The sequence below is a fragment of the Nitrosospira sp. Nsp11 genome (assembly GCF_900142705.1).
Classification (GTDB): domain Bacteria; phylum Pseudomonadota; class Gammaproteobacteria; order Burkholderiales; family Nitrosomonadaceae; genus Nitrosospira.
In genome coordinates this window covers 140416-162709 of record NZ_FRBV01000003.1, presented here as the reverse complement: position 1 = coordinate 162709, position 22294 = coordinate 140416, and the positions used below count along the sequence as shown (strand labels likewise).

Genomic DNA, 22294 nt, shown 5'->3' with positions numbered 1-22294 from the left:
CAGACATTCCCGATGCAAAAAAGGCGCTGATCGCGCCTTTTTTGTTTTAACTGCGTTGATGAGATCAAGCTTATACGGCAGAGGCGGCTTCTTCCTCAAACTGAAGTTTCACCTTGTTATCGGTACCGATATCCACCGTCACTTTGCCACCGTTGGCAAGCCGTCCGAATAATAGCTCATCCGCCAAAGCGCTGCGAATAGTGTCCTGAATGAGCCGGGCCATGGGGCGGGCGCCCATGAGAGGATCAGCGCCGTTTTTGGCGAGGTATTCTCTCAGCGCATCGGTAAATATCGCTTCCACTTTCTTCTCGTGCAGCTGCGTTTCAAGCTGCATCAGGAATTTATCCACCACACGCAGAATCACGTCCCTATCCAGGGATGCGAAGGAAATGATCGCATCCAGCCGGTTGCGGAACTCAGGCGTAAACATGCGTTTGATATCGGCCATCTCATCGCCTGCCTGCGCACCGGTGGTGAAGCCCATGGACGATTTGCTGAGCGCTTCGGCGCCCGCATTCGTGGTCATGATAATTACCACGTTGCGGAAATCCGCCTTGCGGCCATTATTGTCGGTCAACGTGCCGTGATCCATCACCTGCAGCAGGATATTAAAAATATCCGGATGCGCCTTCTCGATTTCATCCAGTAGCAGTACCGAGTATGGCTGCTTGATGATGGCCTCGGTAAGCAAACCGCCCTGGTCGAAACCCACATATCCGGGCGGCGCGCCGATCAGGCGTGAAACGGCATGCCGCTCCATGTATTCAGACATGTCGAAGCGGTGCAAATGAATGCCCAACGCATAAGCCAGCTGCCGCGCTACTTCGGTTTTGCCAACGCCGGTAGGGCCGGAAAAAAGAAATGAGCCAACGGGCTTTTGTGGATTGCCCAAGCCGCTTCTTGCCATCTTTATCGCCGCTGTCAGCGCATTGATGGCCTTGTCCTGACCAAATACCACCGCTTTGAGATCTCGATCCAGCACTTTTAGCGTGCTTCGGTCATCGCTGGAGACATTTTGTGCCGGGATGCGCGCGATTTTAGCAATGATACTTTCGATCTCATGTTTGCTGATTACCTTGCGCTGCTTCGACTTCGGCAAAATGCGCTGTGCTGCGCCGGCTTCGTCGATGACATCTATCGCCTTGTCCGGCAAATGCCGGTCGTTAATGAAGCGCGCCGATAATTCTGCTGCGGTGGTAAGCGCAATGGCCGTATATTTGACACCATGGTGCGCTTCATAGCGGGCTTTCAGGCCGCGTAATATCGAGACTGTTTCTTCCACGCTGGGTTCGAGTACGTCGATTTTCTGGAAGCGACGCGATAGGGCATGGTCTTTTTCAAAAATTCCCCGATATTCGCTGTAAGTCGTCGCACCGATACATTTCAGCTGACCGGTATTAAGTATTGGTTTAAGAAGATTGGAAGCGTCCAGCGTACCGCCGGAAGCGGCCCCCGCACCGATCAACGTATGAATCTCATCAATGAAAAGAATGGCGTTGGAACTGTCGAGTAACTGTTTCAACACCGCCTTCAGGCGCTGTTCGAAGTCCCCCCGGTATTTCGTCCCGGCCAACAGTGCGCCCATATCCAGCGCATAAACCTGATGATGCGCAAGAATTTCCGGAACGTCATTTTCGATAATCCGCCTTGCAAGCCCCTCAGCGATAGCGGTCTTGCCGACGCCCGCTTCACCCACCAGCAACGGATTATTTTTGCGGCGGCGGCATAGCGTCTGTATCAGGCGTTCCAGCTCCCGCTCACGTCCAATCAACGGATCGATCTTGCCGGCCAGCGCGAGTGAGTTGAGATTTACCGCGTAACTTTCCAGTGCGCCGCCCGCACTCATTTCCTGCTCCGCATCGCCTTCGCTGTCGGATTTCGCGGGACTTCCCTGGGATACCTTGCTGATGCCATGAGAAATATAATTCACTACATCGAGACGGGTGATGCCTTTCTGATGAAGAAAATAAACTGCGTGGGAATCCTTCTCTCCAAATATCGCTACCAGCACGTTGGCGCCGGTGACTTCTTTTTTCCCGGAAGACTGGACATGCAGGATTGCGCGCTGGATCACACGCTGAAAACCTAGCGTTGGCTGTGTATCCACTTCGCCGCTGCCGCCCACGGTAGGTGTGTTTTCCGTAACGTGCTCTGTCAGCAGTCGACGCAAATCGTCCATATCCACCGAGCAGGCGCGCAGCACTTCCGCGGCGGTCGGATTGTCGAGCAGAGCCAATAACAAGTGCTCGACCGTTATGAACTCATGCCGCTTCTGTCGTGACTCGACAAACGCCATGTGTAAACTTACTTCCAACTCTTGGGCAATCATTTTACGTCTCCTCCATCACGCACCTTAGCGGATGTTGATGCTGCCTCGCAAATGCGACCACCTGCTCAACTTTGGTGGTAGCTACATCATTGGGATAAACTCCACATATTCCCGCTCCATCCATATGTACTTTGAGCATGATTTGGGTTGCCTGTTCTCGATTCTTTGAAAAAAAAGTCTGCAACACGGCCACCACGAAATCCATAGGCGTGAAATCATCATTCAGTAAAATCACCTTGAACATTGGCGGTGGTTTGAGTTTACTCTTTTTAGCCTCCAGTACAACATCTCCATGATTCCCTGCTTTCATGTCTCCAGTCTCGCTATTCATCAGTTAGAGCGAAATGGGCAAGTCTCTGCCTCTTGATATAATATTTGACGATTACACCGAAATATTCAAGTACCTTCAGAAAATTATTCTATTGCATTTCTATAAAATAAGTAGATTGAGCACTTGACTTGAATACTAGAGTTGCGTAAAACTGCTCTTGGCGTTTGGCTTCAAGTTCTCTGCAGTACCGGTTACAGCCGTTTTGCGGTCTTGAAACTCAAACAGTGTTCGGGTTTCCGGCCCGGTTTTTTTATTATATAGGAAGCAAAAATGGCAACTGGTACAGTAAAGTGGTTCAACGACTCAAAAGGTTTTGGTTTCATTACACCGGATGATGGTAGCGAAGATCTATTCGCTCACTTCTCCGCGATCAATATGTCCGGATTCAAAACTCTTAAAGAAGGTCAAAAAGTAAGTTTTGAGGTTACTCAAGGTCCGAAGGGCAAACAAGCTTCAAATATTCAGTCTGCTTGACGTTTGACGATTCCAGACTGACGTGGTTAGCCGCGATCATGCTGTAATCCAATACAAAATTATATAAAGCCCCTTGCCGGAAATCGGCAAGGGGCTTTTTTAATCATGAGCTATGCCGGCATGTGCTCAATCAGCGCCCGTCCGAACCCCGAACACGAAACCTTCTGCGCATGATTCATCTGACGCGCAAAGTCATAAGTCACGATTTTATCCTGGATCGTTTTTTCAATCGCCTCGATAATCAGGTCCGCCGCCTCCATCCAGCCCATGTGCCTTAGCATCATCTCAGCGGATAGTATGATGGACCCCGGATTAACCTGATCCTTGCCAGCATATTTCGGCGCAGTGCCATGCGTTGCCTCGAAAATTGCAATCGAATCGCTGAGGTTCGCCCCGGGGGCTATGCCGATACCACCGACCTGCGCCGCCAACGCGTCAGAAATATAGTCGCCGTTCAGGTTCAGCGTGGCGATTACATCGTATTCCTCCGGACGCAGCAAAATCTGTTGCAAAAAAGCATCCGCGATCACGTCCTTGATTATGACGCCTCCCTTGTCCTCCGGCAGCTTCATCCACGGGCCGCCGTCGAGCAGGCGGGCGTTGAATTCTCTGGAAGCTAGTTCATAGCCCCAATTTTTGAAGGCGCCCTCGGTGTATTTCATTATATTACCCTTGTGCACCAGTGTCACAGAGGGGCGCTTGTTGTCGATTGCGTACTGTATTGCCTTGCGTACCAGTCGCTCGGTGCCCTCCCTGGAAACGGGCTTGATACCGATTCCCGATGTTTGGGGAAAGCGTATTTTGGTTACATCCATTTCCGCCGTTAAAAAATTAATTATCTTTTTCGCTTTTTCCGACTGGGCTTCCCATTCAATACCGGCATAAATGTCTTCCGAATTTTCACGGAAAATTATCATATCGGTTTTTTCAGGATTCTTTAACGGGCTGGGTACCCCCTGAAAATAGCGTACAGGACGCAGGCATAGATATAAATCAAGTTCCTGCCGCAAAGCGACGTTGATGGAGCGAATACCCCCGCCTACCGGAGTGGTTAGCGGTCCCTTGATGGAAACCACATATTCCGCCGCGGCTTGCAGTGTTTCCTCGGGCAGCCAGACGTTTTCACCATAAATACGAGTGGCTTTTTCGCCAGCATAAATCTCCATCCAGTTAATCTTGCGCTTGCCGCCATAAGCGCGACTCACCGCGGCATCCACCACGTCCTTCATTACCGGCGTTATATCCACGCCGATACCATCGCCTTCTATATAGGGAATAACGGGGTTATCCGGCACACTCAGGGAAAAATCAGCGTTTACGCAGATTTTTTTGCCTTCGGCTGGCGTCTTGATGTGCTGGTACATGGTTTCTCCAATATGAGTGTTTCGGTGGTCGTAGTGGTTAGCAGTGAGTCTGTCGTAAACGGTAAACAGTAAACGGTAAACAGTAAACTGGTCAAACCCCTACATTTTACCCGGGTTTGGAAGAGAAGCGCTAACATGCTTTGTTCCGCCTGGAGCTGGAATCGAATTACCGGGCGAATGTGACAAAGCGTACGGATTGCAGCGCCGGATTGCCCGCGTTATCTCGGCTGGATATATTAACGACAGGGGTAGCTCGACTTTACGGAAAACGGTTTACCGGAAAAATCGGTTAACAGCTATATTTTTGAACCTGTACAAAAGAACCTATACAAAAGAACCTGTACAAAAAAAGCGAGGCTGGCCTCGGGGAGGAGCCTTATCCCACTTATTGTTTCTTTCCCGTCTGCAGGGCGCTAGAATGCCGGGTGCGATATCTCCTTGTACTCTATTTTTCCAATAAGCGAAGTTTAAAGATTATGATCTGGAAACCCAACGTCACGGTTGCAGCAGTCATCGAAAGAGAAGGAAAGTACCTGCTCGTCGAGGAACAAACTGGTGGCGGTTTACTGTTCAATCAGCCGGCGGGCCATCTGGAGCCGGGCGAATCGATCATTCACGGCGCAATTCGGGAAACCCTTGAGGAAACGGGCTACACTTTTGCCCCACAATCGGTACTGGGTATCTATCACTGGCACTCCGAGGCGGAGAATATTACCTTTATTCGGTTTGCTTTTAACGGTTCCGTCGTCGATTTTGATCCGGATCGGGCATTAGACACGGGTATAGTGCGCGCGGGGTGGTTCGGAATCGAGGAAATCCGCGAGACGACCTATTGCCATCGCAGTCCGTTAGTAATGAAATGCATCGAAGACCATGTAGCGGGAAAGCATTATCCACTGGAAATCCTTTCACACGCGTACGCGTCCGACTGCCGGGTTTAGGTTTAAACCATGAGCAAAACGCGCGTAGTAGTTGGTCTGTCTGGCGGGGTTGATTCATCTGTCGCCGCTTTGTTGTTGAAGCAACAGGGTTACGACGTAGTCGGCCTTTTCATGAAGAATTGGGAAGATGACGACACTGACCAATACTGCTCTTCCCGGCAGGATTTGATCGATGCCGCGTCGGTGGCGGATATCATCGGGATCCCGCTGGAAGCGGTAAATTTTTCGGTTGAGTATAAGGAGCGTGTATTCAGCCACTTTCTGGCGGAATACCAGGCCGGGAGAACGCCCAATCCGGATGTGTTATGTAACGCCGAGATCAAGTTCAAAGCATTTCTGGAACACGCTGCCGGGCTCGGCGCTAGCTTTATCGCTACCGGTCATTATGCCCAGGTGCAAAGAAAAAACGGTATGTTCCAGCTGTTGAAAGGTGAAGACGGAACCAAGGATCAGAGCTATTTTCTCTATCGTTTGAATCAAGCACAGTTATCCCGGACCTTATTTCCTATCGGCCATCTTTACAAGCGTGACGTACGCAGGATCGCCAGAGATTATAAGTTACCCAATTTTTCGAAAAAAGACAGTACCGGGATTTGTTTTATCGGTGAAAGGCCTTTCAGGGAGTTTCTCCATCGCTACCTGCCGCATGAACCGGGCGAGATAAAGACCCCGGCTGGAAACGTCGTGGGGGAGCACACCGGCTTGATGTACTACACCATCGGCCAGCGGCAGGGATTGGGCATTGGCGGGACAAGAGAGGGGGGTGGCGAACCCTGGTTCGTTTCGAACAAGGATAAAGCGCGGAATGTCCTGGTCGTGGTACAGGGCCACGATCATCCTGACTTATTCAAGTCCTCGCTTACCGCAGCCGAATTGACATGGATAAGTGGCCGTGCGCCCCATTGCAACTGGGTTTATGCGGCCAAGACCCGTTATCGCCAAGCTGATGCGCCCTGCGCAATCGCGTATGTCGATCACAGCAAATGCGAAATCGAATTTGCCCAGCCGCAGTGGGCTGTGACACCGGGGCAATCGGTTGTGGTTTACGAGAGCAAGGTATGTCTTGGGGGAGGGGTAATTACAGACGAACAGGCGAAGGAATGCGAGTAGCATTCCCTGAGCCATTCATCATGCTACCGGAACTGTCTCCATGAAGGCAGAGCGCTTTTCCAGCCTGTCGGAAAGATCGGCAAGATTGGGAAAGGTACCGCGCCAGTCAATTTGAGGGAATCGAAAAGCCAGGTATCCCAGGGCGCATCCTAATGCAATATCGCCCAACGTATAGACGTTGCCGTCACACCATTTTTTATCGCTCAGTTCGTGAGCAGCCGTTTCCAGGCCCCGCGTAACTTTTTGCTGCTGACGGGAAATCCACTCCACGCTTTGTTCCGCGTCTTTCCGTTTACGTTCGAGGAACATCGCGGCGGCAGCGTCGCAAATACCATCCGCTAACGCCTCCCAGCGCTTTACCATAATTCTGCGCCGGTTGGATTCAGGAAGTAAACGGGATACCGGATTGACACTATCGAGATACTCGACAATTACGCGCGAGTCGAACAGGCTGGTGCCGTCGTCCATAATCAGCACCGGCACTTTTCCAAGCGGATTGTGATCCGATACGTGACTATCCGCGTTCCAGGGAGCTTCCAGCTCAAAAGTATAACCGATATGCTTTTCAGCCAGAACGATGCGCGTCTTGCGAACGTAAGGACTCGTGAGCGATCCGATAAGCTTCATGATCAGCCTTGAGGGGAATTATCAAAGGGCATTATATCGGCTTTCGGCAGCGCGGTGCATAGTCTGGGCTAGTGCCTATGCTAGCAGCCTGTCGGGCTTGAAGAATCGCAGTGAAAAAGTGATTGGGGGAGGACGGAATTTTGAGGATTTTGAAGGTTAATAGTTATTCTGGTGGCCGAAAAAGCGGCGAAATATGAGCCAGCCAGACGCTTTTGCAGCCGATTTCCTTTAAGGCCGACAGGCTGCTAGAATGCCCTACCGGTGACAATAACCCGGAATCAGAACATGAATTCATCTTTTCTCACCGCACTCTCCCCCCTTGATGGGCGTTATAGCGCAAAGGTCGCAGACCTGAGGCCGTACTTCAGCGAGTTCGCGCTGATCCGGTACCGTGTTCAGTTGGAAATAGAGTGGCTCAAGGCCTTGAGCAACGCAACAGGCATCGCCGAGGCCCCGCCATTTTCTCCCGCCACCGTTGCACAGCTCGATGCTCTCGCGACGAATTTTTCCGAGGCCGACGCGGAGTCGGTCAAATTTATCGAGGCAAGAACCAATCACGACGTCAAGGCGGTCGAGTACTGGCTCAGGGAGCATCTGATAAAGAATGCCGAGGCCGCGCATATCGCGCAATTCATCCATTTTGCGTGTACGTCGGAAGATATCAATAATCTTTCTCACGGATTGATGCTGATGCACAGCCGCGACAGGGTGATGCTGCCGGCATTGGAAAAAATCATCAGCAGGCTCATACAAATGGCGCATGCATTGGCTGATACGCCCATGCTCGCCCGAACGCATGGTCAGCCCGCCACCCCCACTACAGTTGGCAAGGAACTTGCCAATTTCGCATATCGCCTGCTGCGGGCGCGTAAACGGCTGGCGGGCGTGGCCATACTGGGAAAAATCAATGGCGCGGTAGGCAACTTCAACGCCCATCTCGCTTCATACCCCGCTTTCGGCTGGGAAAAATTCGCGCAGGAGTTTGTAGAAAAATTTGGCCTGAAATTTAATCCCTACACGACGCAGATCGAACCGCACGACGCAATGGCGGAGTTATTCGACGCCTATGCCCATGTCAATACAGTACTGCTGGATTTTAATCGCGACATGTGGGGGTATATCTCTCTTGCCTACTTCAAGCAAAAAACCAGAGAAGGTGAAATTGGCTCCTCAACGATGCCGCACAAGGTTAATCCGATAGATTTCGAAAACTCCGAAGGCAATCTCGGCATCGCCAACGCCCTGTTGCGCCATTTGAGCGAGAAGCTTCCGATATCTCGCTGGCAGCGTGATCTAACGGACTCCACTGTGCTTCGCAACATGGGGGTGGCGTTGGGGCATACATTGCTGGCATATGGCTCCTGCAGCAACGGATTGAGCAAGCTGGAAGTCAATCCGGAACGTTTGATGGAAGATCTGGAAAATGCCTGGGAAGTCTTGGCCGAGCCGATACAGACCGTAATGCGCCGCCATGGCATACCGGATTCGTATGAGCAGTTGAAAGAGTTGACTCGTGGCAAAGAGGGTATCAACAGAGATACATTGCACAAATTTATCGACAGTCTCACCCTGCCGGAAAGCGAAAAAATACGCTTATGCAAAATCATGCCGCAGAATTATATTGGCGATGCCGCTGCGCTGGCCCGAAAAATCGGCATTGAAGACAGTTGATTTCTGTGTGCCCTGATTCCTGGGTATCGGTTTTTCCCAATCTTCGGTTCGACACATGGGTACAAGCCATAGGTACAAGCCGGGCGCGACGCCCCTGAGGATTCGGGTCTTTCAGTAACATGCCCAAACGAGGTCTTGCTCAACCTGCCGTGGTATTCTCTAGAGCTTGAAATTGAAAAAACTATCCCGATATAGTGATGAACGAAATTAGGAGAAGCGCCATGACTGAGTTAAATCGACCCCAATCAGACCCGACGGAACTGACTGCAGCGATGGATGAAACAAGCGCGTCTGAGGCCAAAGTCAACGAAGACAAGGCACCGGAACCGGCGACGGAATCGATGCCGAGCCTGGAACAGTTACTGAAAAAAGCCGAACTCGATGCGGAGGAGCATCACGATGCATGGCTGCGCGCCAAGGCGGATGCCGAGAATATAAGAAAGCGTGCGCAAATAGACATCGCCAGCGCGCATAAATATGCAGTAGAGAATTTTTCTACTGAACTGCTCGCAGTGATGGACAGCCTGGAAGCCGCGTTGGCGGTGGAAAACGCGACGGTCGAGAATTTCAAAAGCGGAATGGAATTGACGCTAAAGCAACTGACTACCGTTTTCGAAAAATTCAATATCAAGGTGATCAATCCGGAAGGTGCGAAATTTGATCCACATCTGCATCAGGCTATGTGTACGGTAAATTCCGATCTTGCCCCCAATACGGTAGTACAGGTGATGCAGAAAGGTTACGTTTTGAACGACCGGGTGATTCGACCGGCATTAGTGTCTGTTTCCAAGGCCGGAGAGACTTGAAATTACAATCTTAATCCCCATTTTCTGCACAAGCGGATATTTCGCATAGTCGAATATTCGATACCAACTACTAACAAGGATCCAAATCATGGGAAAAATTATCGGCATTGACCTCGGCACCACGAACTCGTGTGTGGCTGTCATCGAAAACGGCAAGCCCAAGGTCATAGAAAATTCAGAGGGAGCGCGTACAACACCGTCCATTGTCGCCTATACGGAAGATGGCGAAATTCTAGTGGGTGCTTCAGCCAAACGTCAGGCGGTCACTAATCCCAAGAACACGTTATTTGCGGTGAAACGCCTGATTGGACGCCGGTTCAACGAGGAGATGGTGCAAAAGGATATCAAGATGGTGCCTTACAGCATTGTAAAGGCCGACAACAATGACGCCTGGATAGAGGTGCGCGGCAAGAAGATCGCCCCGCCGGAAATATCGGCACAAGTGTTGATAAAAATGAAAAAGACCGCGGAGGATTATCTGGGTGAACCCGTTACCGAAGCCGTTATTACCGTTCCTGCCTATTTCAACGATTCCCAGCGTCAAGCGACAAAAGACGCGGGACGCATCGCCGGCCTGGAAGTCAAGCGCATCATCAATGAACCGACTGCGGCAGCCCTGGCTTTCGGCATGGATAAAAAAGAGGGTGACCGCAAGATCGCCGTGTACGATCTGGGCGGTGGCACTTTCGATATTTCCATTATCGAAATCGCGGAAGTAGAGGGTGAGCACCAGTTTGAAGTGTTGGCCACGAACGGAGATACCTTCCTGGGCGGTGAGGATTTCGACTCGCGCGTCATCGAATACCTGGTGGATGAATTCAGGAAGGAAACCGGCATAGACCTGAAAAAAGACATGCTTGCACTGCAACGTCTAAAGGATTCGGCGGAAAAAGCCAAGATTGAACTTTCATCCAGTCAGCAAACGGAGGTCAACCTGCCCTACATTACGGCGGATGCTTCGGGACCGAAACATCTCGCGGTGAGAATTACCCGGGCTAAGCTGGAAAGCCTGGTGGAAGAGTTGATCGACCGAACCATGGAACCTTGCCGGATTGCTATCAAGGACGCCGGAGTAAAGACTTCCGATATCGATGACGTTATTCTGGTGGGTGGGCAGAGCCGTATGCCCAAGGTTCAGGATAAGGTCAGGGAAATTTTCGGCAAGGAACCGCGCAAGGACGTCAATCCGGACGAAGCGGTTGCGGTCGGTGCGGCCATTCAAGGCGGCGTGCTGCAGGGTTCGGTCAAGGACGTGCTGCTGCTGGATGTTACCCCGTTATCGTTGGGCATCGAAACGCTGGGCGGTGTGATGACGAAGTTGATTCAGAAAAACACCACCATTCCGACCAAGGCGCAACAGGTATTTTCGACGGCCGAGGAAAATCAGACTGCCGTGACCATTCATGTACTGCAAGGTGAGCGCGAGATGGCGTCCGGCAACAAGAGCCTCGGTCAATTCAATCTAAGCGATATTCCGCCGTCACCGCGCGGCATGCCGCAAATCGAAGTGGCATTCGATATCGATTCAAACGGCATACTGCACGTATCCGCCAAGGATAAGGCGACGGGGAAGGAAAATAAAATCAAGATTCAGGCAAGCTCCGGCCTCTCGGATGAAGAAGTACAGCGCATGGTCAAAGATGCGGAGGCGCATGCCGAAGAGGATCATAAAACGCTGGAACTGGTCACCGCCCGCAACCAGTGTGACGCCATGATCCATTCGGTGAGAAAAACATTGAAGGAGCATGGCGAAAAACTGGATGCCGATGAAAAGTCCAAAATAGAAGATGCGCTGAAAGAGGCGGAGGATGCGCTGAAATCGGATAGCAAGGATGTCATCGAGGCCAAGACTCAGGCCCTGGCCGAGGTCTCGCATAAACTGGCGGAGAAGATGTACTCGCAAGAGCAGGGTCAGCAGGCTCAGCCGGGTGCGGAGCACGCTTCACATGGCGGGGGCGAAAAACCTGTTGAAGGCGAGGTAGTAGATGCCGAGTTTGAAGAAGTCAAGAACAAGAAATAAGTAAGCACAGAAACGTCAAAGCGCAGCAATGCGGAGAGCCATTCTTCTGCATTCTGCGTTTTGCCTATTACGGGAATAGGCAAAACAGTATCGGCTATCGTCTCCGCACTTCCGATTTTCCATTAAAACTGACATGAACAAACGCGATTACTATGAAGTTCTGGGCGTTAACCGCGACAGCAGCGAAGAGGATATAAAAAAAGCCTATCGCAGACTGGCGATGAAACATCATCCAGACCGCAATCCGGATAATCCCAAATCGGAAGAGCATTTCAAGGAGGCCAAGGAAGCCTACGAAATACTGTCGGACTCGAAGAAGCGCGCAGCATACGATCAGCATGGCCATGCCGGCGTGGATCCCAATATGGCGGGCGCGGGTGCCCAGGGATTTTCCGACGCATTCGGCGATATATTCGGTGACCTCTTCGGGGGGCGTGGAGGGCAGGCCAATGTCTATCGCGGTGCGGACCTGCGCTATAACCTGGAAATTTCGCTGGAGCAGGCGGCACGCGGTACGGAAACCAAGATCCGCATCCCGACGATGGATGCGTGCGGAACCTGCCATGGGAATGGCGCCAAGCCCGGTACTTCACCCGTTACATGCCCCACCTGCAACGGTCACGGCCAGGTCAGGATGCAGCAAGGGTTTTTCTCGATTCAGCAAACCTGCCCCAAATGCCATGGAAGCGGGAAATTTATCTCGAGCCCATGCGCGACGTGCGGCGGTTCGGGGCGCGTCAAGAACCATAAGACCCTATCGGTAAAGATTCCTGCCGGGGTGGATGAAGGCGACCGTATCCGTTTATCCGGGGAGGGTGAAGCCGGGGTCAACAATGGTCCTCCGGGGGATTTGTATGTCGTTATCCAGCTCACCCCTCATTCTGTCTTTCAGCGCGACCACAATGATCTGCACTGCGAAATGCCCATCAGCTTTACCACTGCCGCACTCGGCGGGGAAATTGAAATTCCTACGCTCGACGGCCACGCCAAAATCAGGATTCCGGCTGAAACCCAGAGTGGGAAAATATTCCGGCTGCGTGGCAAGGGCATCAAAGGCGTGCGCAGCAATAACCAGGGCGATCTATTATGTCATGTGGTAGTGGAGACCCCGGTCAAGCTCACGGCGCGTCAGAGAGAGTTGTTGCAGGAACTGGAAGTGATCAATCAGGAAGACGGTCCTCGCCACAGCCCCCGTGCCAAATCATGGATGGACAAGGTGCGGGAGTTTTTTGCGGAGTAATCTTCCGGCGATAAGAATAAGAAGTAGGGTGCAATAAGCGAAGTGCATTGCACCGTCAATTTGAAACATCACTTGGATAATGGTTGGTAAGGTCTTGGAAAACGCGCTTTTGATCAACCGCGCCGGATTGAAACGCAGCATTTCTGGGCGGGAGTTCGATGACGCAATGAAATTAGACGCGACTCTATAATAGTCATGCATGGCAATAGTTCGAGAAGATTCTCATACGGCGCAATGCGCTTCGCTTATTGTCGCCCTACGTCTACTGCAATTACGTTTACCGTAACGACTGCGATCTGACATTTATAACGCTTAAGAAGACTGGTTGCTCCGCTTCAGAATCTCAGGTACTTCGCCATCAATATAGAACCACTGCCCGGCCTCGCGCACAAAACGGCTGATTTCATGCAAACGACGCGCCCGACCGTCCACCTTATAGCGCGCCACAAATTCCATCAACATACTGTCCGGCTCTAGCTGTTCATGACGCCTCACTTCCAGCCCCAGCCATTTGCAGTGCGCGCTGTGCGGTTTGTTTGCAAGTTCAAGTGAAGAGGGACGTGTACTGTGGTGCCAGGTCCTCAGCAGATAATCTTCACGACCGAGGGTATAGGCGGTGTAGCGTGAGCGCATCAATGCTTCTGCAGTGGGAGCCGCTTCGCCATCATCCAGATAGCGGCCGCAGCAGCCGACGTATGTTTTGTTGCGGTCCGATGAAGAGGAGCGCGGCCGGGTTCCCTTCGTTTTCGCTGTTTCCTCTGCGCCGCGGCATGGGCAGCACATCGTTTTCGCGTCTATATCCATATCCACAGACAGCCGCTAGATTTGTCTGAATTTCTCAAATTATTTTTTTTGCCACAACATGACCACATGTGAGCAACGTTACGCCTGCCACAGCGGCGGCTCATCCATCAGCGCGATCTGTTCGCGCAACTCAAGGATGCGATCCTGCCAATAGCGTTGGGTGTTGAACCACGGGAACGCCTGCTTGAAGGCGGGATCATCCCAGCGCTGCGCTAGCCACGCTGCATAATGAATCAGGCGCAGCGTGCGTAGCGCCTCGACCAGATGCAATTCGCGTTGGTCGAAATCACAAAAATCCTCATATCCGGCCAACACGTCGCTCAATTGCCGTACCATATCGGAGCGGTCCCCCGACAACAACATCCACAGGTCCTGCACTGCCGGTCCCATGCGACTGTCATCAAAATCCACAAAATGCGGACCGTCGTCCGTCCAAAGCACATTGCCCGCATGACAGTCACCATGCAGGCGCAAGGCATTCACGTCACCCGCGCGCGCAAAGCAGTGGCTAACGCCATCCAGCGCCTGATTCACCGCACTGCGATAGGCTGCATTGAGATCGGCCGGAATGAATTCATGCGTTAGCAAATAGTCCCGCGGTTGTTCGCCGAAGCTGGCTATATCCAGTGAGGGACGTTCCCGAAACGTCTTGAGTGCGCCAATGGAGTGGATGCGTCCGAGGAATCGTCCCATCCACTCCAGCGTGTGGCGGTTTTCCAGTTCGGGGGCACGGCCACCATGTTTTGGAAAAACAGCGAAGCGGAATCCTTCAAAATTATGCAGGGTTTTTCCATTCAGCACCAGCGCGGGCACGACGGGGATTTCGCGCTCGGCCAACTCCTGAACGAAGGCGTGTTCTTCCAATATCGCGGCGTCCGTCCAGCGTTCGGGGCGATAAAATTTTGCCACCAGCGGCGCTCTCTCTTCCATGCCGATCTGATAGACACGGTTCTCGTAGCTGTTGAGCGCCAACAGGCGGCCATCGCTGTAGAAGCCCACGCTTTCCAGCGCGTTCAACACACAATCGGGAGGGAGTGTAGAAAAATTTCGGGGCGGGTTACTCGTTTTTATCACTTCCAAACACTCAAGATGATGCGGTGCCGGTTTTCTTTTTTCACCGGGTGGGGGTTGCGTGCTGCAGTTTTTCAATTCGGAAGGACTATACCGTAAACGACTGGTGAGTTGCTACTTGCAGTATTCGTATTCAGGAGTGAAATAATGGTGTCTGGCCCTGAAAGGCCTTCCCGGTTGCTTGAGGTCGAAAGCCATGGGATAGCCAGGCGTCCATCGAGGAAAGCTCCATAAAACTTTCGATACTGGTTTCCCGCAAGGGCTTGTTGGTGGGAAGATGGCGGGTCCACACCAAGACCATGAGCACATGCATACTGTGTCAGGTTGGCGAATTTCAGCTTGTGGCGTGTCAGACCCGCCTTCAAAAATCCGGTTTGCTTTCTTTTCAAAATACAAACCTGCGGCTTGAATTTAGGCTACCACGGTACTATGCATAATAGCCATGGCTGATATTAGACAAGGTGTGCCGATATCGGATTCTCATGCGTGTTCTTTGATTCAACAAATTTTTTAGCTTTAAGATAAACCCTTAGCGCAATCTTTTCTCTTACGGCGCTTATTGAGATCATATCGCCTCCGAGCGATAGCGCTACCTAAAAAATACCATCTTCACCAGGGAGGTGGCCTGGTCATCGCTGTGCGGCTTACCATTGCTATACGGCCAACCTATACGGCCAACCGCTTCTTCATTGGAGTCAAATAATGGATAAAGGTGTTTGTGTGATTGTAGGTGCCGGTCCTGGTAACGGTGCCGCTATTGGCGCCCGATTTGCGGAAGATGGCTATCGGGTGGCGCTTTGCGCCCGCAATAAAGAGAAACTGAATAAAATCGCCGGGAAGATCAAGGGTTCTCGTGCATTTCAATATGATGTCAAGGATACGGAGACGGCATCCGAGGTTTTTGCGGAAATCCGCCAGCAGTTCGGCCCGGTGGAAGTTCTAATATACAACGCTGGCGCCGGCGCATTTCAAAACATAGATGATGCGACACTGGAAAGTTTTCAGGACGCTTGGGAAGTCAATTGCCGCGGGTTGTTCCAGACAGTAAAAGAAGTACTTCCGGATATGCGAGCTGCGGGAACCGGTAATATAGTCATTATCGGCGCGACCGCATCAATTAAAGGCGGCGCCAACTTTGCTCCTTTTGCGTCTGCGAAAGCGGGTCAGCGCGGCCTCGCCCAATCATTGGCGCGGTATCTCGACCCTGAAAGGATTCACGTCAGCTACGTGATTCTAGACGGTATACTGAATTTGCAGCGAACCCGGCAGCACATGGAAGGCAAACCTGACGAATTCTTCATGGAACCCTCTCAGATAGCGGAAACTGTTTACTTCCTTACGCAACAGCAATCACAGGCTTGGACCTTCGAGCTTGATCTTCGGCCTTTCGGAGAGAAATGGTGAAAGAGGAAATTGCTTGATTTAGAGGATGTTGAAATTTCCACTGATTCGTTTGGCTACCGACCATTGATGACGACGAAATGGATGAGAAGCGTTTGGTCACCGCATAGCGGCTGAATGCATCAACCAGCGCCGGTTTCATTATTGACGAGGATTGCGGAAAGTTTCCTATGCATTATGGGTGGCTCACCGCCATCCAAAAATGGGTGCATAGAGCAATGGGACAGCGCCATCGCAGAGCGCAGGTCGGCAATGTTCACGAACATGAAAATCGATCACCGATCACGTGTAGATTTCGATCCCCATCTCGCCCATGGATGCACGTGTTACCGGTGCTGCGAGCGGTGGTTGAGGCCACATCGCAATTACTTCTCCTGAGGCACTAGGATTCTGGGGAGGGTAATTTTAACCTGTTGCCTCCAAAACTCCGGAATATCCGCCCGATATCGTCGCATCACCAGGTTGGCCACTAGCCCGGTCCATCCGGTTTGATGGGCGGCGCCCAGCCCCTGACCGGTCTCGCCATGAAAAAATTCATGGAACAGCAGCAGGTCGCGCCAGTGAGGGTCGGCCTGATGGGGACTGTTTTCGGGAAAGGCCGGGATCAGACCGGATTCATCTTCGCGGAAAATATCCGCAAGCCGGTCCGCCAGCATGTTTGCCGCATATCTAAGATTGATTTCGTACCCGTTCAGGCAAGGTGCCGGAAAAGTAAAAGCATCGCCCAGGTAACGGTGCATTTTTTCAATAGCCTGAACCAGCAAATAATTGGTTGGCATCCATACCGGTCCGCGCCAGTTGGAATTGCCGCCGAAGAGTCCAGATTCGGATTCGCCTGGCACATAGCGAATAACGGCCTTGCCGATGCCAGGGATATGGCCCAGATTTCGTTCTGCGGCGTGGCGCTTTGAAACGCTCCTCACGCCATACGGGGAAAAGAATTCCTCTTCGTCAAAAATGCGCGGCAGCATTTTTACGAACATGGACGGGGTTACCAGCGATAACAAGTGCTCGCCGCGCTCGTTCGTATCTACAGGGCACGCGCATATGACGCTTCCGTCGAACATGCCGCCTTTGTGCTCCCAGAGCAAGGCGTTAAAGCGCTTCCTGTTTGCAAGCAAGCGCGCATCCACGACCTCGCATGCAAATAGCGGAATGATGCCGACCCAGGAAAAAACATCGATACGATGTATGTCGCCGTTCGGTTCAACCACGAGATCCTTGAAGAAGCCATCCACATTGTCCCATAGCGATACACCCGCACCGGTATGGCCGGCTATCGTATTGGCAATCGCCAAAAACTGGCTGTAGGACTGAATTGCGATATTTTCATAGGCTGGATCCTCCACGGCAATTTCCAGGGCCATCACTGTGATTTGCAGGGAAAACATCGCCATCCAGCCGGTCGCATCTGCCTGCTTCAGCGTATAGCCTGGGTCTAGCGGCTCGGAGCGATCGTACACCGATATATTGTCCATCCCAAGAAAGCCGCCTTCGAATACGTTCATGCTGTCAGCATCCTTGAGGTTGATCCACCAGGTGTGATTCAGCAACAGCTTGTGCAGCACGCGTTTGAGAAAACCGATGTCACCCCGGCCGCGTTGCACGCGCTCGGCTCGGAATACCTTAAGGGCTCCCATGGCGTGTACCGGCGGATTCACGTCGCCGAGCGACCATTCATAAGCAGGAATCTGGCCGTTGGGGTGTAGATAGTTTTCATTTAGCAGCAGCTCGATTTGCTCCTTGGCGAAATCCACGTCGATGAGCGCTAGCGGTGCACAGTGGAAAGCGAGGTCCCAAGCCGCAAACCAGGGATATTCCCAGGCATCGGGCACGGAAATGACATGGCTTGCCTTGAGATGGCGCCAGTTGTGGTTGCGTCCGTGCTTCCTCGAAGGGGGCGGCGCTGCCTGGTCGCCTTTCAGCCAGTCGGAAACATCATAGTGAAAGAACTGCTTGTTCCATATCATGCCCGCTAATGCCTGCCGCAGGATGCGTTTATCCTGATCGGCAGCTTCAGGTAGCAAGGTCGCGAAAAAAGCGTCGGCTTCTGCACAACGCTGGGAAAAAATCTCGTCCTGACACACGAATGGTTGAGGCCGCGCGGCGGCCGACAATACCAGATCGATCGTTTCGGTCTTGCCTGGCGCAATAGTGAGTTTATGAACTGCCCCAAATTTCGTTCCCTGCTGGGCCGTATTTACTGCCGTCAGTTCACCATCCACCACGTAGCGGTGAAATGCGTCTTTAACATAAGGCCCGGCGTTGGGCGTGCTCCACAGGCGGGAGTTGTTGCTCTCATTTTCGGTATAAAGGAGGTCGGCTTGCTGCCGCCCGTAGAGATTGTAATTTCCCAGCGCCGGATGCTCCGCCATAACTGCCCAGGCAGCGCCTTCAGGCGCGGGCATGGTGTGCAAGACCGGTTTTACTTCACCTTTTTCCGACCACGACCAATAATTTCGAAACCAGAGTTGTGGCAACAGCCATAGGACGGCTTCGTCTGATCCGCGATTACTGGCGAGTATGCGGATGTGCAACTCGTCGGGAGATGCTTTTGCATAGAATACTTCTACATCCCAATAGCGTCCATCGGCGAAAGCGCCGCTATCAATCAAACCAAAAGGGGGATCCTTGCGTGAACGGCGAGCGTTTTCCTCTACTAGTCGAGTATAGGGGAATGGGGACTGTGGATATTTGTAGAGGTAATGGAGCCAGGAATGCGAAGGTGTCGCGTCAGGATAGAAATAGCATTCTTTTACATCTTCGCCCCGATTGCCCTGGTTGCCGGTAAGGCCGAAAGCACGTTCTTTGAGAATGGAATCCTTGCCGTTCCATAGCGCCAAGCCGAAACAGAGATGCTGTGCCTCGTCGGAAATCCCGCCCAGGCCATCCTCATTCCAGCGATAGGCGCGGGAGCGAGATTGATCGTGATCAAAGTATTCCCAAGCGGTGCCGTCCGGACTATAATCTTCGCGAACCGTGCCCCAGGCACGCTCGGACAGATATGGCCCCCACAAGCGCCAATTTTCCATGCCCTGCCGCTGGTTTTCAAGTCGTTGTTTTTCGCAATCCAGCAGTGGGGACATAGGCGTTACTCCTCTTTTTGCTTGCCGCGCCAGATACTCTCCAGCTTGACCCAGGCTTCCAGTACGCAGGCCACGCTCCATGCTTGTGGCAGAGCGCCGCGCGGTGTATGAGGCGGTTCGCCGTCGAAAATTTCTGACAAGGTGCCCAGTCCCGCATCCAGCAGGTGATCACGAAGGAGAGCCTGCCGGGATTGAGCCAACCCGGCATCCCCTGGTGACCCGGTACTCCTCCATCGCAACAGATTGCACAGCCGAAGTGAACGAATTTGGGCAGTTCCATCTTCGCTACTTCAAATGCACAACACGTGAGAATCTTTCTTTGCTTATGTCTTTAGTTCGTTTTCAGCTCGGCTGTCAGGTGCGGCGCAATCACCTGCAGCAGCTGTCCGAAAATTCTCGGATTTCCCGCCAGCACGTTGCCGCTCTGCAAATAAGAGTCGTTGCCTTCCATATCACCCACAAGTCCGCCAGCTTCGGTAATAAGAAGGCAACCGGCTGCCATATCCCAGGGAGAGAGCCCGAATTCCCAGAAGCCGTCATAGCGGCCCGCGGCCACATAGGCCAGGTCCAGCGCGGCCGAGCCCGGGCGGCGAATGCCGGCCACCCTGGGCATGATATCCTTGAACATGGCAAGATAGGCTTCAGCGTGCGTAAATTCGCGAAATGGAAAACCGGTGCCAATCAGGGAATCAGCGAGCTGGGCGCGCTTGCTCACACGAAGACGATGATCGTTTAGATAGGCACCCGCGCCACGACTGGCAGTAAATAGCTCATTAGCGGCCGGATTGTAGACAACCGCCTGAAACAGTATGTTTTTATGCATCAGTCCGATGGATACCGAATAATGTGGAAAGCCGTGGAGAAAATTGGTGGTGCCATCGAGTGGGTCGATAATCCACTGGTACTCGGATTTACTGGCATCACCTTGAGCCCCGCTTTCTTCTGCTAGAATGGAATGATTGGGATAGGCATCCAGCAGTATTCCGATAATGGCCTCTTCAGCAGCGCCATCCACTTCACTGACAAAATCGCTGTGCGCTTTACGCGAGACGTGGAGCAAGTCGAGATTCTGCGCGGCACGATTGATGATACTGCCTGCGCGGCGTGCGGCTTTTACCGCAATGGTGAGCATAGGGTGCATTGGCTGGATTCAGAGTTGGACGAGCGTGAATCTTAACCTAAATCCGGCGCTAAGGCGGATGGAGTGTTCGATTTGCCCCTGTAAAGGCTCAGCTCGCCGGGCAAGGTGAAGGTCACGTGGTGCAAAAAGTCCTTGTGCTCAGCACTAAACCGAATGAACCACCCATTACCTGATTTAGACTCGATATGAATCCTGACGATCCGCTGGATAATGTTCGCGTGGTGTTAAGCCATACCAGTCATCCCGGCAATATCGGCGCGGCGGCGAGAGCGATGAAAACGATGGGGCTGGATTCGCTCTACCTGGTGAATCCAAAGTCGTTTCCCGACAAGGAAGCGGAAAGACGTGCCGCCGGTGCGTGGAGCGTGCTCAACAATGCCAAGGTTTGCCGGGATCTTGACGAGGCTCTGAGCGGCACGGTTCTGGCAGCGGCCATTACCGCACGCCACCGTGATCTTTCGCATGAAATCTTTGATGCTCGCGGCGGCGCGCTGGAGTTACTCGGTCATGCGCGGCAAAATCCGGTAGCACTGGTTTTTGGTACGGAAATGTCCGGTCTCACTACGTCGGAAGTGAGTAAGTGTCAAATTATTCTGCATATTCCCGCAAATCCCGAATATTCTTCCCTTAATCTCGCTAGCGCTGTGCAATTGATGGCGTATGAATTACGCATGGCGCTGCCATCAATCGAGCCTTTACCAACGGTTGGCGTGCCAGCAGGCTTCGAGGAAATTGAATTACTTTACCATCACCTGGAGCGGGTCGCGATCAATAGCGGTTTTCTAGATCCGCAGGAACCAAAACGGTTGATGCAGCGGATCCGACGGATGTTTGCCCGTGCCCGCCTGGAAAAGGAAGAAGTAAATATTTTGCGCGGTATGCTTGGCGCCTGCGAAAAACAGGTACAGGCAGCGCATCAGCCCATGTCTTCCAACGCCTCGACCGCTTCTCCGGGACATCTGGATTAGAACCTGTGGTCATTTGATTTGCTCAAATCCAAAAAACTGCCGTGTTTACGTGAGTGAATCGCCTCTGCAGTCATGTTATGAACAGCAGTTCGACCAAGCCTGAAATAAGAGCGGATAGGGCGGCTATAGCGAGTGCTCGGGATTGAGCCAAACTACAGGAAGCCGGATATCCCGCTGGCGGGCGCGATAGTGACCGTTCCTGAATAAGGAATGAAATGTAATATTCCTGCGGCAACGCCCCATACGCTTGCATGGTCGAGCCCGAGCATTTCGAACGCGAGCCAGGTTAGGAGCGCAACCACAGCATTTGATGTCAGCATGATCAGGGAATAGTGCTGGGCCTGCACATCCACCTCCTCGAGTATTCGCAATACATCTTTCTTTCGCGATAGCGGCGGCCCGCCATTTGCAACAGTTTGCGTCGGAAATGTATGTCGGATACCAGCAAAAAAATAGGTGAGCAGCAACACTACCGGGCTTGTGCCGCAAATGTGATCAGCAGTGCAGATTGCGCCAGCATAAAATCTGCGCCCCGGTCACCCAATTACTTTCTGCGTCATTGGCGGAGGAATCTATCGCTACCTGTTTCTTACTGGATCAATGCAATTATCCTGGTAGGCGTCCTGACGATAATTCTATTTGCCGCTGTCGCTGCGATTGTCAACAGCAATATCCGCCGGTTTACCGGATGCATTCGTGCAACGTATCGTGCAGACCGTGCCACAGGATATGTGGTATCCAACACGTGACGAATTGATTAGCTCTAATGTCATTAGCCACGTTTCGTCCGGAAAATATGGCCTGGTCCCCCGGAACTAGCAAATATGACCCAGTAGAATCCTGGTGAGTGTCGTCAGCCGCTATAGACGCTATAACGGGGCCGATATTGCCGCCTCACCTCCGCGAGAAC

The 22294-nt window shown here is 52.4% G+C and carries 20 protein-coding genes; 10 read left to right on the top strand and 10 right to left on the bottom strand.

Annotated elements, in window-relative coordinates; all coding sequences use genetic code 11:
- Positions 1-70: 70 nt before the first annotated feature.
- The gene (gene clpA / locus BUA28_RS06055; protein ID WP_072767225.1) at positions 71-2329 is read right to left on the bottom strand and encodes an ATP-dependent Clp protease ATP-binding subunit ClpA; all 2259 of its coding nucleotides are present in this window, start codon (positions 2327-2329) and stop codon (positions 71-73) included.
- Position 2330: 1 nt separating this feature from the next.
- Positions 2331-2639, bottom strand: coding sequence for an ATP-dependent Clp protease adapter ClpS (clpS, locus tag BUA28_RS06050; protein ID WP_072767224.1), 309 nt, complete (start codon positions 2637-2639; stop codon positions 2331-2333).
- Between the two features lie 291 nt (positions 2640-2930).
- Here clpS and BUA28_RS06045 point away from each other — a divergent pair, with 291 nt between their 5' ends.
- On the top strand, positions 2931-3134 hold the full coding sequence (locus BUA28_RS06045) for a cold-shock protein (RefSeq protein ID WP_004174375.1): 204 nt from the start codon (positions 2931-2933) through the stop codon (positions 3132-3134).
- A 110-nt stretch (positions 3135-3244) separates the two neighbouring features.
- On the opposite strand, the gene icd is transcribed toward BUA28_RS06045, so the two are convergent.
- Positions 3245-4498, bottom strand: a complete 1254-nt coding sequence (icd, locus tag BUA28_RS06040; RefSeq protein ID WP_072767223.1) for an NADP-dependent isocitrate dehydrogenase — start codon at positions 4496-4498, stop codon at positions 3245-3247.
- A 476-nt stretch (positions 4499-4974) separates the two neighbouring features.
- On the opposite strand from icd, the gene BUA28_RS06035 reads away from it, so the two are divergent.
- Both BUA28_RS06035 and mnmA read left to right on the top strand, forming a co-directional pair.
- Positions 4975-5439: an NUDIX hydrolase gene (locus BUA28_RS06035; RefSeq protein WP_072767222.1), complete on the top strand. Its 465-nt coding sequence runs from the start codon at positions 4975-4977 to the stop codon at positions 5437-5439.
- Between the two features lie 9 nt (positions 5440-5448).
- A complete protein-coding gene (mnmA, locus tag BUA28_RS06030) occupies positions 5449-6549 on the top strand; it encodes a tRNA 2-thiouridine(34) synthase MnmA (RefSeq protein ID WP_072767221.1) in 1101 nt (366 codons plus the stop codon).
- A gap of 18 nt (positions 6550-6567) precedes the next feature.
- Here the strand turns inward: mnmA and BUA28_RS06025 are convergent, their stop codons facing one another.
- Complete coding sequence (locus tag BUA28_RS06025; RefSeq protein WP_072767220.1) at positions 6568-7176, bottom strand: glutathione S-transferase; 609 nt, start codon at positions 7174-7176, stop codon at positions 6568-6570.
- Between the two features lie 285 nt (positions 7177-7461).
- Between BUA28_RS06025 and purB the strand changes: the two genes are divergently transcribed.
- The 4 genes from purB to dnaJ all read left to right on the top strand — a co-directional run bounded on the left by purB (position 7462) and on the right by dnaJ (position 12913).
- Complete coding sequence (gene purB / locus BUA28_RS06020) at positions 7462-8847, top strand: adenylosuccinate lyase (RefSeq protein ID WP_072767219.1); 1386 nt, start codon at positions 7462-7464, stop codon at positions 8845-8847.
- Between the two features lie 221 nt (positions 8848-9068).
- Entirely contained in the window at positions 9069-9653 is a 585-nt protein-coding gene (gene grpE, locus BUA28_RS06015; RefSeq protein WP_072767218.1) for a nucleotide exchange factor GrpE, read from the top strand.
- A gap of 88 nt (positions 9654-9741) precedes the next feature.
- Entirely contained in the window at positions 9742-11673 is a 1932-nt protein-coding gene (gene dnaK / locus BUA28_RS06010; RefSeq protein WP_072767217.1) for a molecular chaperone DnaK, read from the top strand.
- A gap of 133 nt (positions 11674-11806) precedes the next feature.
- Positions 11807-12913 (top strand): molecular chaperone DnaJ, encoded by a 1107-nt coding sequence (dnaJ, locus tag BUA28_RS06005; protein WP_072767216.1) that lies wholly within the window; start codon positions 11807-11809, stop codon positions 12911-12913.
- 312 nt (positions 12914-13225) lie between these two features.
- Here dnaJ and BUA28_RS06000 read toward each other — a convergent pair whose 3' ends face one another.
- Together BUA28_RS06000 and BUA28_RS05995 are read right to left on the bottom strand one after the other, a co-directional pair.
- A complete protein-coding gene (locus BUA28_RS06000; RefSeq protein ID WP_072767215.1) occupies positions 13226-13717 on the bottom strand; it encodes a YchJ family protein in 492 nt (163 codons plus the stop codon).
- A gap of 78 nt (positions 13718-13795) precedes the next feature.
- The gene (locus tag BUA28_RS05995) at positions 13796-14788 is read right to left on the bottom strand and encodes a serine/threonine protein kinase (RefSeq protein WP_072767310.1); all 993 of its coding nucleotides are present in this window, start codon (positions 14786-14788) and stop codon (positions 13796-13798) included.
- 702 nt (positions 14789-15490) lie between these two features.
- Here BUA28_RS05995 and BUA28_RS05990 point away from each other — a divergent pair.
- A complete protein-coding gene (locus BUA28_RS05990; RefSeq protein ID WP_072767214.1) occupies positions 15491-16192 on the top strand; it encodes an SDR family NAD(P)-dependent oxidoreductase in 702 nt (233 codons plus the stop codon).
- Positions 16193-16554: 362 nt separating this feature from the next.
- Here the strand turns inward: BUA28_RS05990 and BUA28_RS05985 are convergent, their stop codons facing one another.
- The 3 genes from BUA28_RS05985 to BUA28_RS05975 form a co-directional block, all read right to left on the bottom strand.
- Positions 16555-19275, bottom strand: a complete 2721-nt coding sequence (locus BUA28_RS05985) for an MGH1-like glycoside hydrolase domain-containing protein (RefSeq protein ID WP_072767213.1) — start codon at positions 19273-19275, stop codon at positions 16555-16557.
- A gap of 5 nt (positions 19276-19280) precedes the next feature.
- Entirely contained in the window at positions 19281-19475 is a 195-nt protein-coding gene (locus BUA28_RS05980; protein WP_256598246.1) for an amylo-alpha-1,6-glucosidase, read from the bottom strand.
- Between the two features lie 131 nt (positions 19476-19606).
- The gene (locus tag BUA28_RS05975; protein ID WP_072767212.1) at positions 19607-20416 is read right to left on the bottom strand and encodes an inositol monophosphatase family protein; all 810 of its coding nucleotides are present in this window, start codon (positions 20414-20416) and stop codon (positions 19607-19609) included.
- Between the two features lie 185 nt (positions 20417-20601).
- On the opposite strand from BUA28_RS05975, the gene BUA28_RS05970 reads away from it, so the two are divergent.
- Positions 20602-21384 (top strand): RNA methyltransferase, encoded by a 783-nt coding sequence (locus BUA28_RS05970; protein WP_072767211.1) that lies wholly within the window; start codon positions 20602-20604, stop codon positions 21382-21384.
- Positions 21385-21536: 152 nt separating this feature from the next.
- Here BUA28_RS05970 and BUA28_RS05965 read toward each other — a convergent pair whose 3' ends face one another.
- Positions 21537-21854, bottom strand: coding sequence for an AI-2E family transporter (locus BUA28_RS05965; RefSeq protein WP_072767210.1), 318 nt, complete (start codon positions 21852-21854; stop codon positions 21537-21539).
- Between BUA28_RS05965 and BUA28_RS15495 the strand changes: the two genes are divergently transcribed.
- Entirely contained in the window at positions 21816-22133 is a 318-nt protein-coding gene (locus BUA28_RS15495; protein ID WP_143148447.1) for a hypothetical protein, read from the top strand. The genes BUA28_RS05965 and BUA28_RS15495 overlap by 39 nt on opposite strands.
- Positions 22134-22294 lie beyond the last annotated feature (161 nt).

Bases quoted from the DNA above. Each gene is read 5' to 3' on its own strand.
- BUA28_RS06045 (WP_004174375.1), top strand. From the start codon at position 2,931: ATGGCAACTGGTACAGTAAAGTGGTTCAACGACTCAAAAGGTTTTGGT.
- clpS (WP_072767224.1), bottom strand. From the start codon at position 2,639: ATGAAAGCAGGGAATCATGGAGATGTTGTACTGGAGGCTAAAAAGAGT.
- BUA28_RS05970 (WP_072767211.1), top strand. From the start codon at position 20,602: ATGAATCCTGACGATCCGCTGGATAATGTTCGCGTGGTGTTAAGCCAT.
- BUA28_RS06035 (WP_072767222.1), top strand. From the start codon at position 4,975: ATGATCTGGAAACCCAACGTCACGGTTGCAGCAGTCATCGAAAGAGAA.
- mnmA (WP_072767221.1), top strand. From the start codon at position 5,449: ATGAGCAAAACGCGCGTAGTAGTTGGTCTGTCTGGCGGGGTTGATTCA.
- BUA28_RS06025 (WP_072767220.1), bottom strand. From the start codon at position 7,176: ATGAAGCTTATCGGATCGCTCACGAGTCCTTACGTTCGCAAGACGCGC.
- BUA28_RS06000 (WP_072767215.1), bottom strand. From the start codon at position 13,717: ATGGATATAGACGCGAAAACGATGTGCTGCCCATGCCGCGGCGCAGAG.
- dnaJ (WP_072767216.1), top strand. From the start codon at position 11,807: ATGAACAAACGCGATTACTATGAAGTTCTGGGCGTTAACCGCGACAGC.
- icd (WP_072767223.1), bottom strand. From the start codon at position 4,498: ATGTACCAGCACATCAAGACGCCAGCCGAAGGCAAAAAAATCTGCGTA.
- BUA28_RS05985 (WP_072767213.1), bottom strand. From the start codon at position 19,275: ATGTCCCCACTGCTGGATTGCGAAAAACAACGACTTGAAAACCAGCGG.
- BUA28_RS15495 (WP_143148447.1), top strand. From the start codon at position 21,816: ATGTCGGATACCAGCAAAAAAATAGGTGAGCAGCAACACTACCGGGCT.
- grpE (WP_072767218.1), top strand. From the start codon at position 9,069: ATGACTGAGTTAAATCGACCCCAATCAGACCCGACGGAACTGACTGCA.
- clpA (WP_072767225.1), bottom strand. From the start codon at position 2,329: ATGATTGCCCAAGAGTTGGAAGTAAGTTTACACATGGCGTTTGTCGAG.
- purB (WP_072767219.1), top strand. From the start codon at position 7,462: ATGAATTCATCTTTTCTCACCGCACTCTCCCCCCTTGATGGGCGTTAT.
- dnaK (WP_072767217.1), top strand. From the start codon at position 9,742: ATGGGAAAAATTATCGGCATTGACCTCGGCACCACGAACTCGTGTGTG.
- BUA28_RS05990 (WP_072767214.1), top strand. From the start codon at position 15,491: ATGGATAAAGGTGTTTGTGTGATTGTAGGTGCCGGTCCTGGTAACGGT.
- BUA28_RS05975 (WP_072767212.1), bottom strand. From the start codon at position 20,416: ATGCACCCTATGCTCACCATTGCGGTAAAAGCCGCACGCCGCGCAGGC.